This window comes from Streptomyces sp. NPDC006544 (assembly GCF_040611715.1).
Taxonomy (GTDB): domain Bacteria; phylum Actinomycetota; class Actinomycetes; order Streptomycetales; family Streptomycetaceae; genus Streptomyces.
In genome coordinates this window covers 41,084-56,170 of record NZ_JBEXOV010000017.1, presented here as the reverse complement: position 1 = coordinate 56,170, position 15,087 = coordinate 41,084, and the positions used below count along the sequence as shown (strand labels likewise).

9 protein-coding genes are annotated in these 15,087 nt (G+C 73.1%); 4 read left to right on the top strand and 5 right to left on the bottom strand.

Translation table 11 applies throughout. The features are described from left to right. Positions 1-99: 99 nt before the first annotated feature. The 3 genes from ABZY44_RS11225 to ABZY44_RS11215 all read left to right on the top strand — a co-directional run bounded on the left by ABZY44_RS11225 (position 100) and on the right by ABZY44_RS11215 (position 5,811). Positions 100-639: an RNA 2'-phosphotransferase gene (locus ABZY44_RS11225; protein ID WP_356652294.1), complete on the top strand. Its 540-nt coding sequence runs from the start codon at positions 100-102 to the stop codon at positions 637-639. Between the two features lie 118 nt (positions 640-757). Then, complete coding sequence (locus ABZY44_RS11220) at positions 758-2,725, top strand: HSP90 family protein (protein ID WP_356652291.1); 1,968 nt, start codon at positions 758-760, stop codon at positions 2,723-2,725. Beyond that, positions 2,722-5,811, top strand: coding sequence for a tetratricopeptide repeat protein (locus ABZY44_RS11215; protein WP_356652289.1), 3,090 nt, complete (start codon positions 2,722-2,724; stop codon positions 5,809-5,811). The genes ABZY44_RS11220 and ABZY44_RS11215 overlap by 4 nt, the downstream gene beginning before the upstream one ends. Before the next feature lie 131 nt (positions 5,812-5,942). Here ABZY44_RS11215 and ABZY44_RS11210 read toward each other — a convergent pair whose 3' ends face one another. Then, positions 5,943-6,845, bottom strand: coding sequence for an LLM class flavin-dependent oxidoreductase (locus ABZY44_RS11210; protein ID WP_356652287.1), 903 nt, complete (start codon positions 6,843-6,845; stop codon positions 5,943-5,945). Between the two features lie 33 nt (positions 6,846-6,878). After that, positions 6,879-7,451, bottom strand: coding sequence for a DUF6083 domain-containing protein (locus ABZY44_RS11205; protein ID WP_356652285.1), 573 nt, complete (start codon positions 7,449-7,451; stop codon positions 6,879-6,881). Positions 7,452-7,703: 252 nt separating this feature from the next. Here ABZY44_RS11205 and ABZY44_RS11200 point away from each other — a divergent pair, with 252 nt between their 5' ends. Then, positions 7,704-8,564: a Cof-type HAD-IIB family hydrolase gene (locus ABZY44_RS11200; protein WP_356652283.1), complete on the top strand. Its 861-nt coding sequence runs from the start codon at positions 7,704-7,706 to the stop codon at positions 8,562-8,564. Between the two features lie 92 nt (positions 8,565-8,656). On the opposite strand, the gene ABZY44_RS11195 is transcribed toward ABZY44_RS11200, so the two are convergent. The 3 genes from ABZY44_RS11195 to cydB all read right to left on the bottom strand — a co-directional run bounded on the left by ABZY44_RS11195 (position 8,657) and on the right by cydB (position 15,082). Then, on the bottom strand, positions 8,657-10,405 hold the full coding sequence (locus ABZY44_RS11195) for a GAF domain-containing protein (RefSeq protein WP_356652281.1): 1,749 nt from the start codon (positions 10,403-10,405) through the stop codon (positions 8,657-8,659). A 50-nt stretch (positions 10,406-10,455) separates the two neighbouring features. Then, positions 10,456-14,010, bottom strand: coding sequence for a thiol reductant ABC exporter subunit CydD (cydD, locus tag ABZY44_RS11190; RefSeq protein ID WP_356652279.1), 3,555 nt, complete (start codon positions 14,008-14,010; stop codon positions 10,456-10,458). A gap of 70 nt (positions 14,011-14,080) precedes the next feature. Further along, positions 14,081-15,082: a cytochrome d ubiquinol oxidase subunit II gene (gene cydB, locus ABZY44_RS11185; protein ID WP_356652277.1), complete on the bottom strand. Its 1,002-nt coding sequence runs from the start codon at positions 15,080-15,082 to the stop codon at positions 14,081-14,083. Between the last annotated feature and the right edge of the window lie 5 nt (positions 15,083-15,087).

The window sequence follows — 15,087 nt, the reverse complement described above, 5'->3', positions numbered from 1 at the left end:
TATATTCCGTATCTTGGAAAGGCGATAGAGGGAGTCCAGGTTCGGTGGAACGGCGAAAATGCGCTGCGCCGGACCCGGCCCACCCGGCACGCTGGGCGAATGGATGACAGACGCACCGTGAAGGTGTCCAAATACCTCTCGAAACACCTGAGGCATCAGCCGGAACGCATCGGACTGGTGCTCGACGCGCAGGGCTGGGTCGAGATCGACGACCTGCTGGCCGCGGCGGCCGCGCACGGCTTCCCCTTCAGCCGGGCCGACCTCGACCATGTCGTCGCCGCCAATGACAAGCAGCGCTTCGCCGTCGACGGCACCCGGATCCGGGCCAGCCAGGGCCACACCGTGCCGGTGGACCTGGAACTGCCGGAGGCCGAACCGCCCGCGTACCTCTACCACGGCACCGTCGCCGCCGCCCTGGACGCCATCCGCGCCGAGGGGCTGCGCCCGATGGCCCGCCACCACGTACACCTGTCTCCCGACCGGGAGACGGCGACCCGCGTGGGTGCCCGGCGCGGCCGGCCGGTCGTCCTCAGCGTGGACGCGGCGGCCATGCGCGCGGCCGGACACGTCTTCCGGATCAGCGCCAACGGGGTCTGGCTGGCCGATGCCGTGCCACCGCGGTTCATCCGCTTCTCATAGCCGGAATTAACAGAGGGATTGTCAGATCATCCCCCTACCCTGTTCCTCATTCCGGGATCTGTGAGGGGGGACCTCGCGGTCGCCGAACACGCCACACCAGCACCCGAGGTGACGCACCATGACGTCCGCACAACCGACCCCGTCCGCCCGCACCGAAGGCGAAGCCGAAGCGAAGACCGCGGCCGCCGCCGAAGCCGAAGCCGAGGCCGCCGGAGCGCAAGCCCGGGCGGAGGCCGCCGCGGCCGACTCCGGCTCCGACCCCTCGGCCAACACCTTCCAGGTCGATCTGCGCGGTCTGGTCGACCTGCTCTCCCACCACCTCTACTCCAGCCCGCGCGTCTACGTCCGCGAGCTGCTCCAGAACGCCGTGGACGCCGTCACCGCCCGCCAGGCCCTGGACCCCGAGGCAGAGATCCGCATCCGCCTCTCCGCCACCGCGAACCGGGTGACCATCGAGGACAGCGGCATCGGCCTGACCGCCGCCGAGGCCCATTCCCTCCTCGCCACCATCGGCCGCAGCTCCAAGCGCGGCGGCGACCACGGCCTGGAGACCACCCGCCAGGAGTTCCTCGGCCAGTTCGGCATCGGCCTGCTCGCCTGCTTCGTCGTCGCGCGCCAGATCCGCGTCGTCACGCGCTCCGCCCGAGACCCCGAGGCCGCGCCCGTCGAATGGCTGGCCACGGACGACGGCTCGTACACCGTCCGCGAGCTGCCCGCCGATGCCCGCCCGGAGCCCGGTACGACCGTCGTACTCGAGGCCCGGCCGGGCGCCGAGGAGTGGCTCGTCCCCGACAAGGTCGCCCGGCTCGCCCGCGACTACGGCTCCCTCCTGCCCTACGACATCACCTTCGACGACGGTTCCGGCACCGAACCCCGCCCCGTCACCGACCGGCCCGCCGTCTGGGACCGGCCCTTCCCCACTCCGGCCGCCCGCCGCGTCGCGCTCGCCGGACACTGCGCCCGGCTCTTCGGCTTCACTCCGCTCGACAGCATCGACCTCGACCTCCCCGTCGCCGGAGTGCGCGGAGTCGCGTACGTCCTCCCCGAGCCGACCAGCCCCGCCCACCGGTCCGGACACCGGGTCCACCTCAAGGGCATGCTGCTGACCGACAAGGCCGACAACCTGCTGCCCGACTGGGCGTTCTTCGTCCGCGCGGTCCTCGACACCGACACCCTGCGGCCCACCGCGTCCCGCGAGAACCTGTACGACGACGAGACCCTGGCCGCCGTGCGCGAGGCCCTGGGCGTCCGCATCCGCGGCTGGCTCACCGAGCTCGCCGCGAGCGAACCGGACCGGCTCGCGGCCTTCCTGAGCGTGCATCACCTCGGCGTGAAGTCGCTGGCCCGCCACGACGGCGAACTCCTCGGCCTGATGCTGCCCTGGCTGCCGTTCGAGACGAGCGACGGCTCGATGAGCCTGGAGGAGTTCGCCGCCGCGCACTCCGAGATCCACTTCACGCGCACGGTCGAGGAGTTTCGCCAGATCGCCCCGATCGCGGCGGCGCACGGCCTCGGCGTCATCAACGCCGGTTACACCTACGACGCGGACCTGCTGGCCCTGCTGCCCAGCGTGCGCCCGGACCTCGTGGTCGCCGAACTGGACGCCGGAGCCGTCACCGAGCGCCTCGACCCGGTTCCGACCGCCGCCGAGCTGGCCCTCGCCCCCTTCCTGGCCACGGCCCGGACCCGGCTGGAACCCCAGAGCTGTGACGTCGTCCTGCGCGCCTTCCAGCCCGTCGCCGTCCCCGCGCTCTACCTCGACGACCGCCAGGCCCGCCAGGAACGCGACCGCACCGCCGCCCTCGACAGCGCCGACTCGCTGTGGAGCGGCATCCTCGGCGCACTGCGCGGCTCCGCACCGCGCGCCCGCCTGGTCCTCAACCACAACAACCCGCTGATCCGCCGGATCGCCGCCCTTCCCGACGAGGCCCTGACCGCCACCGCGGTCGAATCGCTCTACGGGCAGGCCCTGCTGATGTCCCAACGGCCGCTGCGCGCGGCCGACTCCGCCCTGCTCAACCGGGCCTTCCTCGGGCTCCTGGAATGGGCCACCCACCCCACCGCCACCCAGGAGGACGAGAAGTGAGCACCATGACGCGCGAGGAGATCGAGCGCGGCCTGGCCGAGAACCGCCAGGCGCCGGGTGGCGCCGCCCGCAACGCGCACGCCGAGGCACTGTCCGCCGCCGCCGAGGCGACCGGGGACCGCGAGCTGTTCCGCGACGCGCTGGACGCCCTGATCAACGCCTACCTGTACAGCACCGAGTCGCCGAAGATGCTCGTCCCCTTCGCCCGGCTGCTCCAGGAGTACGACAAGGACCCCGGCGCCTTCTCCGAGTGGGACGCCCACTCACTGTTCTGGCAGTTCAAGTGGGTGGCCACCGCCATCAGCAACTCGCCCGAGGTGCCGCTGGAGTCCGCCACCGGCTGGCTCGACGAGATGGAGCGCCGCTACCGGATCGCCGGTTACAGCGAGCGTCCCGTGCGCGAGTCCGAGCTGTGGCTCGCCGACGCGACCGGCGACGACGAGCGCGCCGGGCGGGCGTACGCCCGCTGGCAGGCCGCCGAGCGCGACGACATGAGCGACTGCCACGCCTGCGAACTCAACGGCCAGGGACAGTACGCCGTGCTGCGCGGCAACGACGCGGAAGCGCTGGAGGTCTGGCAGCCGGTGCTGTCCGGCGAGCGGACCTGCGCCGAGGAGCCCCACCGGGTGCTGGCCGCCTCGCTGTTGCCGCTGGTGCGGCTCGGCCGGTTCGACGAGGCCCGCTCCGCCCATCTGCGCGGCTACCGCATGTCCCGGGGCAACGAGAGCCTGCTGCCCTCGATCGGACGGCACATCGAGTTCTGTGCCCTCACCGGCAACGAGTCGCGCGGCCTGGAGATCCTGGCGGAGCACGCGGTCCACGTGGCCCCGCTCGCCAACCTCTCCGACCAGCTGGCCCTCCACGGCGGCGTCCTCGTCCTGCTGCGCCGGCTGCGGGAACTGGGGCACGGGCAGAGCCCTGCCGTCCCCTACGAGGGCGCCCCGCACACCGTGGCCGAGCTGTACGAGGTGCTCCGCGCGGGCTCGCTCGACATCGCCCGCCGCTTCGACGCGCGCAACGGCTCCACCCGGATCTCGGAGCGCTTCCTCGCCCGCATCGACCGGGCCCCGCTGGTCGCGGTCCTGCCGCTGGGCGTACGCAGCTCCGCGCTCGCCGCGCTCCCGCAGGCGGAGCCCGTCCCCGGGCGGGTACCGGCGTACGCGCCGGCTTCGAACCCGGCCCAGGCCCAGGCCCCGGCACAGAACCCGGCGCCGGCCCCGGCCGACGGTTTCGCCGAGCTGGTGGAGCGGGCCCGCGCGGCTCGGGACGCCGGACACCCGGGATCGGACGCCGTGTGGGCCGAGGTGGCGCTTCGCCCCGAGGCCGCGGCCGAGCCGCTGGCCGCCGCCGACGTCGCCGACCACCGGGCCCTGGCGGCCGCCCGGGCCGGGGCCGCCGGAGCCGCCGGGCTGTTGGAGGACGTACGCGACGGCTACCGGGCCCTCGGGCTGGCGGAGCGAGCGGCCCTGGCCGAGCTGCGCCTCGCGACCCTGGCGGCGCAGTCCGGGGCCGGGGCAGAGGAGCTGCGGAAGCTGCTGGCCGTGGCCCTGCACTCCGCCGAGGCACTGCCCGAGGACGAACCGCAGCGGAATCGGCGCATCGCGCTCGCGGAACTGACCTCGCTCCGGATCGAGTCGTACCTGCGCTCCCTCGAGGAGGCACAGGACCACCCCGAGCACCCCGAGCACGGCGGTCACGACCACGCGCGGGAGCACGGGCACGGGCACGGCGAACTCGCCACCGAGCTCGCCGGCTTCGTCGACGCCTACGCACAGTCCGTGCCGGATCTCGCGGCGGAGGCCGAGGAGATGCAGGGCCGCATCGCCCTGTCCGAAGGCGACCCGGAGCGCGCGGTGGCGCTGCTCGCCGGCTCCGCCGACCGGGCGGTCGCGGCGGGCCGGCCGTGGCTTGCCGTGGACCCGCTGGTGCTGCGCGCCGGGGTGCTCGTCTCGCTGGAGCGCCCCGAGGAGGCGGAGCAGGCCGTACGCGCGGGGCTGGCGCACGCCGCCGAGGTGACCGACCCCGAGACGCAGGCCGTCGTACGGCTCACGCTGGCCGACATCCTGATGCGGGGCGGCGACGCCGGCGCGGAAGCCGCCGGGCACGCCCTGGAGGCCTCGCACTGGTTCGACCAGGCCGGACTCACCACGGACGGCGGTGCCCAGGCCCGGCTGCTGCTCGCCCGGTGCCACGCCCGCGACGGCCGTGCCGCCGAGGCGGCCGAGGTGCTGCAGTCGACGCTGCCGGACCTGCTCGAGCACGGCGAGGGCCAGGCCGCCTCCGTACGCGAGTTCATGGGCGATCTGCTCCGCGACCTGCAGGACCCCCGGGGCGCGGCGGAGCAGTACTTGCATGCGGCGGAGGTGGCCAAGGACTGGGAGGACCCGCGTCCGCAGGCGAACTTCGCCCAGTCCGCCGCCGACCAGCTCTCCGAGGCACGGCTGGTGCCGGAGGCGACCGCCGCGTACGAGCGGGCCCTCGAGCTGCGGCGGCGGTCGAAGGACGCTCCGGTCGCCGAGGTCAGGATCCTGCGGTCGCTGGCCTGGCTCGGGCTGCGCGAAGAGGTCACGGAGACGACGGTGGCCCGGGCGCGCGTCCGGATGGACGAGGCGGCGGAGGTACTGGCCGAGGCGCTGGCCCAGGCTCCGGAGGACCGGGAGGCGCGGGCCGAGCTGGCCGAGACCTGCAACCAGCTGGCCCAGGTGCTGGACCGGTGGGTCTCCGCTTCGGAGGACGACGAGGACGACGAGGACGACCGGGACGACCGGGACGACCGGGAGGGTGCCGGCCTCTCCGAGCCGTTGGGCGCGGCGCGCCTGGAGGCACTGCGCCTGGAGGAGATCGCGCTCTGGGAACGGGCCGCAGGCCTCCATGCCGAGCTCGGCACGGAGCAGTTGGAGGCACGGTTCCAGTGCGTCAACAACGCTGCCTGGACCGAGAACGAGCTCGGCCGCCCCGAGGCCGGCGCCGCCCGGGTGACCGCGCTGGTGGACGAGATCCGCGCGCTGCCCGAGGGCACGGTGCCCGAGTGGATGCTGGAGAGCGCCCAACGCACGGCACAACACCTGCGGAACGCCTCGACCTGACGGGCCCGTGCCGCTGCCGCCGGTTTCGCCGACGGGCACGGCGGCAGCGGCAGCTTCGGGCGACCGCCCGGCTCCCGGCTGAAAGGGCCCGCCCTGGCTGAGTCGCACCGGGCGGGCGGGCCCGGACCGGGTCAGTTCAGCTGGGCCAGGCCCTCGGTGGCGATCTGCTCGAAGACAACCTGGTCGGCGGCGAAGTCCGAGTCCGGAATGGGCCAGTGGATCACCAGCTCGGTGATGCCCAGCTCCCGGTGGCGCCCGGCGAAGTCGACGAAGGCGTCCACGGACTCCAGCGGGCGACCCCGGTCCGGCGTGAAGCCGGTGAGCAGCACCTTGTCCAGCTCCGCCACGTCCCGGCCGGTCTCGGCACAGGCCTTGCCGAGCTTGGCGATCTGACCGCGAATGGCCTCGACCGACTGCTCCGGGGTGCCCTCCTCGAAGATCTTCGGATCGCCGGTCGTCACCCACGCCTGCCCGTACCGCGCCGCGAGCTTCAGGCCCCGCGGACCGGTCGCCGCGACCGCGAAGGGCAGCCGGGGGCGCTGGGCGCAGCCGGGGATGTTGAAGGCCTCCTCGGCCGAGTAGAACGTGCCCCGCTGGGAGACCGAATCCTCGGTCAGCAGCCGGTCGAGCAGCGGAAGGAACTCACCGAAGCGGTCGGCCCTCTCCTTGGGGGTCCACGCCTCCTGGCCGAGCACCGTGGCGTCGAAGCCGTTGCCGCCGGCGCCGATGCCGAGCGTGATCCGGCCGCCCGCGATGTCGTCCAGGGAGATCAGCTCCTTGGCGAGCGTCACCGGGTGGCGGAAGTTCGGCGAGGTGACGAGCGTGCCCAGCCGCAGCCGCTCCGTGGCCGTCGCGGCGGCCGTGAGCGTCGGCAGCGCGCCGAACCACGGGCCGTTCCGGAAGGTCCGCCAGGACAGGTGGTCGTAGGTGTAGGCGGCGTGGAAGCCGAGCTCCTCGGCCCGCTGCCAGCGCTCGCGCCCCCCTTCGTGCCACCGGTGGACGGGAAGGATCACAGTGCTCAGGCGCAAGGTCATGCCCCTGAGCCTACGACCGCCGCCCGGAACACCTCACGTCACGCGCTGGGCGTTCCGGCGCCACAGGGCGAGCAGTACGGCTGACCCCGTCGGCGCCGGACCGAGGGGGCAGACATCGAAATGGCTGATCCGGCACCTGTCGGATGGTGCGGGGGCGCCCAGGGTCACGGCGGCGCCGTCGGCCGCGATGTGCCAGCGTTTGCCCGCCGGTACGGACCTGACCGGCCATGCGCCGGGCTCGATCATCAGCCAGCGGCCCCGCACCGTACGGTGCCACTCCGCCTCGCCACCGCAGGTGCGGCAGACCGTCCTGCGCGGATCCCGGACGGACCCGGCCGGTGCATCGGACCGGGCGGAGCGGACGGAGATCACGGAGCGGACGTCGGCCCGGACCAGGGTCGCGGAGCCGGCAGCGCGGGCGGCCCGGGCCAAGGCCTCGGCCGTACCGGCCAGCACCTCACCCACCAGAACCGGTTCGCGGTCGGGGTGACCGACCCCTGCCCGCTCGCAGCCGGCGCAGAGGGACAGCGCGATGCTGGCGTTCCGTCTGGCGTGCGGATCGCCGCACGCGTCGCAGAACGATGTCCGGGTTGAAGAGATGGTCACGTCGCCCCCCGTGTGACGTCGTCGAAACCGGCGAAGGGATCCTTCCACCTCCCACTGACAACCATGTCGCGATGTTTCACGTGAAACGGCGCCGATGTTGCACGTGAAACATCGCCAGGGCCGTCGCTGCCGGGGTGCCGCCGGATGCCGGCTCGGCGGACGGGCCGGGAGGGGGCCGCCCGGGGGACGGGGCTCATGGGCGAAGATGGAGCCGTGACCTCGGCTCCCCAGTGCCCGGACGGGCCAACCCCCATGACCCGGCTCATCGCCACCGATCTCGACGGAACCCTGCTGCACGACGACAAATCCGTCTCGCAGCGCACCGTCGCCGCACTCGCCGCGGCCGAGGAGGCCGGGATCGAGGTCTTCTTCGTGACCGGACGTCCGGCCCGCTGGATGGGCGTTGTCAGCGACCACGTCCAGGGCCACGGCCTGGCGATCTGCGCGAACGGCGCCGCCGTCGTCGACCTCCACGCGGTCGATCCGCACAGCACCGGCGCGCCCACCGGCCGGGAGTTCGTCCAGGTCAGGGCGCTGCCCCGGAACACTGCCCTGAAGGTGGTGGAAGCCCTGCGAGCCGCCGCCCCCGGCACCTCGTTCGCCGTCGAGCTGACCACCGGCATCAACTACGAGCCGACGTACCCGCCCTTCTTCCAGGATCCGGGCGCCAATGTCGCCACCGCCGAGAAGCTCCTCCATGAGGCCATGGACGACGACTCCGCGCCCGTCCTCAAGGTCCTCGCTCACCACACCGAGCTGGCACCGGACGAGTTCCTGACGCTGGCCCGCTCCGTCGCGGGGGAGTACGCCGCTATCACCCGCTCCAGCCCGACCTCCCTGCTGGAGATCAGCGGCCTGGGCGTCTCCAAGGCCAGCACCCTGGCCCTGTGCTGCGAGGAGCGCGGCATCTCGGCGGCCGAGGTCGTCGCCTTCGGAGACATGCCGAACGACGTGGAGATGCTGGACTGGGCCGGTACCTCCTACGCGATGGGCAATGCCCATCCGGATGTGATCGCGGCCGCGTCGGGCCGTACGGTCGCCAACAACGAGGACGGCGTCGCCGTCGTCATCGAGCGCATCCTGGCCGAACGGGCTGCCCGCGCCCGGTCCTAGGTCCAGGGCCGTCCGGAAGGGACGGACTGAAAGGGACGGGCTGAAGGGGACGGGCTGTGAAAGCGGCTCGAGCGACTGGCTCGGAGAGACGGCTAGAGCGGGGCCTCCCACACCAGGGTGGTCCCGCCGCCTTCCTCTCCGAGTCCGGGCCCGTACGAGCTCGAGCCGCCCAGCGACTCGGCCCGCCGGCGCAGGTTCCTCAGCCCGCTGCGCCGCCCGCCCTCCGTGATGCCCACCCCGTCGTCGGCGACCTCCAGCCGCACCCCGGGCCGCCCGTCGCCCAGGGTCACGGTGGAGTCGAGGACCACCTCGATCCGGGACGCCTCCGAGTGCCGGAACGCGTTCGACAGGGCCTCGCGCAGCGCGGCGATCAGGTTCTTGCCGACCAGTTCACCGACGACCGCGTCGATCGGCCCGAGGAAGCGGTGCGCGGGCTTGAAACCCAACGGCACGGCAGCCATGTTGATCTCCCGCAGCACCCGCGTGCGCAGACCCGAAGGCGCTTCCGCGGGACCCTGCTGGAGGGCGAAGATCGCGGTGCGGATCTCCTGGATCGTCACGTCGAGCTCGTCCACGGCCTTGCCCACGCCGTCGCGCACCTCGGGCACGACGGACCGGCGCTGGGCGCCCTCCAGCATCATCCCGGTGGCGAAGAGCCGCTGGATGACCAGGTCGTGCAGGTCGCGGGCGATCCGGTCGCGGTCCTCGAAGACCGCGAGGCGTTCCCGGTCGCGCTGCGCCTCGGCCATCATCAGCGCCAGTGCCGCCTGGGACGCGAACTGCGTGGCCAGGGTCCGTTCGGCCTCGCTGAACGGCCGCCTGCCGCGCGCCCGGGGCGTGACGAGCGCGCCCAGGACCCGGCCGCCGCTGTGCAGCGGGAGCATCATGCAGGCCCCGTACTGACTGGTCAGCCGACTGATCATGCGCGGATCCGTGGAGGCGTCGTCCACGAAGACGGGCTCGCCCTCCAGGAGGCTGGCCACCACCGGGCTCTCGGCCGGGATCACCGCGCCGAGGGAGGTGGCCGGATTCTCGGCGGAGACCGCGACGATCTCCATCCCCCCGTCCTCGGTGGGCAGCATCACGATCCCGGCGGCCGAATCGGCCAGGCGGCGCGCCTGTTCGGCGACGACCGCGAGCGCGTCGTCCGCGTCCCCGCCCGACAGCAGGGCCGTGGTGACGGCGACGGAGCCGTCGATCCAGCGCTCGCGCTGGGTGGCAGCCTCGTAGAGGCGGGCGTTGCCGATGGCGATGCCCGCCTCGGTGGCCAGCACCCGGACCATGTGGACGTCGTAGTCGTTGAATTCGCCGCCGCCGTTCTTCTCGGCGAGGTAGAGATTGCCGAAGATCTCCCCCTGCACCCGGATCGGGACCCCGAGGAAGGTCGTCATCTCCGGATGGTGCGCGGGGAAGCCCGCCGAGCGCGGATCCTTGCGCAGGTCGGGGAGGTGGACCGTGTCGGAGTGCGAGATCAGCGCGCCGAGCAGCCCGCGCTTCCCGTCCGGACGGTGGCCGATCTTCCTCGCCAACTGGTCGCTGATCCCGAAGGTCACGAAGTCCGAGAGCCCGCGGCCCTCGGTGTCGACGACCCCGATGGCCGCGTAGCGGGCGTCCGCGAGCTCGGCCGCCGTCTCGCAGATCCGGTCCAGCGTGGAGTGCAGCTCGAGGCCGGTACCGACCGACCGCATGGCTTCCAGCAGTTGCGGCACCCGGGCCGTGAGCTCGGTGGAGAGGCCCTGGAGACTCCGGGTCGCGGCGCTCGCGGCCTCCAGCGGGTCGGGCGTGGGCGGCGCCGGATCCGGCGATGACGCGGGCGATTCCTGAGACTCCTGCGCTGACATGCCCTTGAGCCTAGTTAGTCCGCTTTAGCGAGGAAAGTCGAGCTCGGTCATCACACGGCCGGCACCCCGTCCACGGCCCGCTCCCGTTCCAGCAGCCGCCGCAGCGGCCCCTCGACGGCGGCCAGCTCCGCATGGGTCCCGCGCTGTACGACGGCTCCGCGGTCCAGTACGAGCACCTCGTCCACCGCCTCCAGACCCGCGAGCCGGTGCGTGATCAGCACGGTGGTGCGTCCCTCGGTCGCGGCCAGCAGATCCGCCGTCAGCGCGTCGGCGGTCGCCAGGTCCAGGTGCTCGGCCGGCTCGTCCAGGACGAGGACCGGGAAGTCCGCGAGCAGCGCCCGCGCCAGGGCCAGACGCTGACGCTGGCCGCCCGAGATCCGCTCGCCGTGTTCGCCGACCAGGGTGTCCAGGCCGTCCGGCAGCCCGTCGGCCCACTCCAGCAGCCGGGCCGCCGCCAGCGCGTCCCGCAGCTGCGCCTCGCTCGCCCCCGGGCGGGCCAGGCGCAGGTTCTCCCGTACCGAGCTGTCGAAGATGTGGGCGTCCTGGGCACACAGGCCCACGAACCGGCGGACGTCGTCTCCGCCGACCGCGCGCGCGTCGGTCCCGCCCAGGGTGTACGAGCCCTCGTGCTGGTCCAGGAAGCGCAGCAGGACCTGGGCCAGCGTGGTCTTGCCCGCGCCCGAGGCTCCGACGACCGCGATCCGGCGGCCCGCCTCCAGCGTCAGGTCGAGCCCACGCAGCGCGTCACGCTCCTGGCCGGGGTGACGGGCGGTGAGCCCCGTCAGCCGCAGCGGGAACGGCGAGGCGGGCAGCTCCCGCGGCCGCTCCGGCTCGGCGACCGGGACGGGCGCGTCGATGACCTCGTAGAGCCTCTCGGCGCTGCGGCGGACCCGCTGCCGGTACTGGACGGCCTGCGGAAGCCCGGTGACGGCCTCGAACGCGGCGAGCGGGGTCAGTACCACCACGGCCATGGCGACCCCGGACAGGCGGCCCCCGACGACAGCGTTCGCACCGACGGCGGCGGCGCACACCACGGTCAGTCCGCACACGAGGGCGGACAGCCCGCTCCCGAGCCCGGTGACGGCAGCCGCGCGGGCGGCGATCCCGGTGAGGGTGCGGTCGCTCCGCTTCGCGGCGTCCTTGCGTCCGGTCAGGGCTCCGGCGACGGTCAGTTCGGCGGTGCCGGTGAGCAGATCGGCCACGCGGGTGGCGAGCTCGCCCCGGGCGGGCGCGAGTCGGCGATCCGTACGGCGTGCGCAGACCGCGCTGACGAGCGGCACCCCCACGCCCGCGGCGAGCAGCCCGACCGCGAGCACGGCTCCGGCCTCGGGGAGCAGCCAGGCGGTGAATGCCACGGAGCCGGTCCCGACGAGCACCGCGGTGCCGACGGGCAGCAGCCAGCGCAGCCAGTAGTCCTGCAAGGCGTCGGCGTCGGCGACCAGCCGGGTCAGCAGATCCCCGCGCCGCTGCGCGCGCAGCCCGGCGGGGGCGATGCGCTCCAGCCCCCGGAAGACACCGACGCGCAGGTCGGCGAGCATCCGCAGGACGGCGTCGTGGGACACGATCCGCTCCGCGTACCGGAAGACCGCCCGCCCCATGCCGAAGGCCCGCGTGGCGGTGACCGCCACCATCAGGTAGAGCACGGGCGGCTGTTCGGAGGCCCGCGAGATCAGCCACCCGGACACGGCCATCAGCCCCACGCTGGAACCGACGGCCAGCGCCCCCAGCAACAACCCGAGCCTGAACCGCCCCTGCCAGGCCTTGGCCACTCCCCGCACCCGCTTGAGCGGGTCGGCTCCGCCCGCCTCGACGCCGCCCTCAGCGGCCGCCCGCTCCGGCGCGGCCCCCAGGATCCACTCGCCGGGACCGGACGGCACACCCGCGGAGCCCGGCCGGGGCGAGGCCCCGCCGGGCAGCGCCGCCGCGTCGGCTGCGGGCAGGGGCTGTGCGGGGTCGGGCCCCGCCGGGCGCGCCCCGACCCGCACGACCCGGTCGGCGACCGCCAGCAGCGCCGGCCGGTGCACCACCAGCAGCACGGTCCGTCCGACCGCCAGCCGCCGTACTGCCTCGACGACGGCCGCCTCGGTCTCCCCGTCCAAGGCTGCGGTCGGCTCGTCCAGCAGCAGCACCGGGCGGTCCGCCAGGAAGGCGCGCGCCAGCGCCAGCCGTTGCCGCTGCCCGGCGGACAGGCCGACACCGCCCTCGCCGAGCACGGTGTCCGCGCCCCGCGGCAGGGCCCGTACGAACTCCCACGCCCCGGCATCCTTCAATGCCACGACGACGGCCTCGTCCGGAGCGTCCGCCCTCGCGAGCCGTACGTTCTCCGCGATCGTCCCGGCGAACAGGTGCGGCCTCTGCGGCACCCACGCGATCCGCTCCCGCCACTGCTCCCGCGACAGCTCCGCCAGGTCCACGCCCGCGATCCGGACCCGGCCCGCGCTCGGCTCCACGAACCCCAGCAGCACGTGCAGCAGCGTGGACTTGCCCGACCCGCTCGGTCCGGTGAGGGCCACACATTCGCCCGGTGCGACGGTCAGCGAGACCGGTCCCGGGGAATCCTCGTCCCGGCCCGGATACCGGACCGCCACCCCGTCGAGCTCGATCCGCAGCCCCGCGCCGGGTACCGCGGTCGTTCCGCCCTCCGCGGGAGCCGGGGTCTCCAGCACGTCGAAGATCTCTTCCGCGGCGGCCAGGCCCTCCGCCGCCGCGTGGTACTGCGCCCCGACCTGGCGCAGCGGCAGGTACGCCTCGGGCGCCAGGACCAGGACGACCAGCCCCGTGTACAAGTCCAGTTCCCCGTGCACCAGCCGCATGCCGATCGTCACCGCGACCAGTGCCACCGACAGCGTCGCCAGGAGTTCGAGCGCGAACGAAGACAGGAACGCGATGCGCAGCGTACGCATCGTCGCCTGCCGGTAGTCATCGGTGATCTTCCGGATGGACTCCGCCTGCGCCTTCGCCCGGCCGAAGACCTTGAGGGTCGGCAGTCCGGCCACCACGTCCAGGAAGTGCCCTGACAGCCGCGACAGCAGCCGCCACTGGCGGTCCATCCTGGCCTGGGTGGCCATGCCGATCAGGATCATGAAGACCGGGATCAGCGGCAGCGTGACCACGATGATCGCCGCCGACACCCAGTCCTCGGCGACGACCCGGGCGAGCACCGCCACGGGAACGACGATCGCGAGGCCCAACTGGGGCAGGTACCGAGAGAAGTAGTCGTCCAGCGCGTCCACACCCCGCGTGGCCAGGGCCACCAGGGACCCCGTCCGCTGTCCGCTCAGCCAGCCGGGCCCCAGGTCCGCGGCCCGCTCCAGCAGCCGGCCGCGCAGCTCCGACTTGACCGCCGCGCTCGCCCGGTGCGCCGCGAGCTCCGTCAGCCAGGCGACCAGGCCCCGGCCCAGCGCCACCGCAGCGAGCAGCAGCAGCTGCGTCCGGAGCGCCTGACCGTCCAGTCCGTCCTCGAACGCGCCGACCACGATCTCGGCGATCAGCATCGCCTGTCCGACGACCAGCCCCGCCCCGGCGAGCCCGAGGGCCACCACGGCCCCCAGGAAGAGGCGGGTGGAACGGGCGTACCGGAGCAGGCGCGGGTCGATCGGTTTCACGTGAAACATCTCCCAGGCAGGATCGGAACGGAGTGGACGGGGCCGGACGGACCGGCCGGCAGGATCGGGCTCAGTGCGAGTCGGCGATGTGCTGGGTGCCGAGGCGCTTGCGGAACACCCAGTACGTCCACCCCTGGTAGAGCAGGACGAGCGGAGTCATCACCGCCGCGAGCCAGGTCATGATCTTCAGGGTGTACGGGCTGGACGAGGCGTTGGTGACCGTGAGGTTCCAGGCGTCGTCCAGCGAGGAGGGCATGACGTTCGGGAACAGCGTCAGGAAGAGCATCGCGACGGCGGCCGCGATGGTGACCCCCGACAGGGCGAACGCCCAGCCCTCCCGGCCCGCGAACGTGAAGGCGAGGGCCCCGACGAGTGCCGGGACCGCCACGGCCATGGCGATCAGGCTCCAGCCGTCACCGCGCGAGACCTGGGTCCAGATCAGGAAGGCGAGCGCCAGGACGGCGGTCACCACCCCGAGCCGCATGGCCAGCCGGCGCGAGCGGACCCGGATGTCGCCGACCGTCTTGAGCGAGGTGAAGACCGCGCCGTGGAAGGTGAACAGGGTGAGGGTGACGAGCCCGCCGAGGATCGAATAGCCGTTGAGCAGGTCGAGGAACGTTCCGACGTACTCCTTGTGCTGGTCGATCTTCACGCCCCGCACGATGTTGGCGAACACCACGCCCCACAGGAACGCGGGGATCAGCGAGGTCCAGAAGATCGCGTGTTCCCAGTTGGTCTGCCACCTGTCCTCGGGCCGCTTGTGGCGGTACTCGAAGGAGACACCCCGGATGATGAGGCAGACCAGGATGATCAGCAGCGGCAGGTAGAAGCCGGAGAAGAGGGTGGCGTACCACTCGGGGAAGGCGGCGAACGTCGCGCCGGCCGCCGAGATCAGCCAGACCTCGTTGCCGTCCCAGACGGGTCCGATCGTGTTGATCAGGACCCGCTTCTCCTTGCGGTCGCGGGCCAGCAGCTTGGTTAGTACGCCGACTCCGAAGTCGAAGCCCTCCAGGAAGAAGTAGCCGATCCACAGGACGGCGATGAGCACGAACCAGACGTCGTGGAGTTGCATGGTGT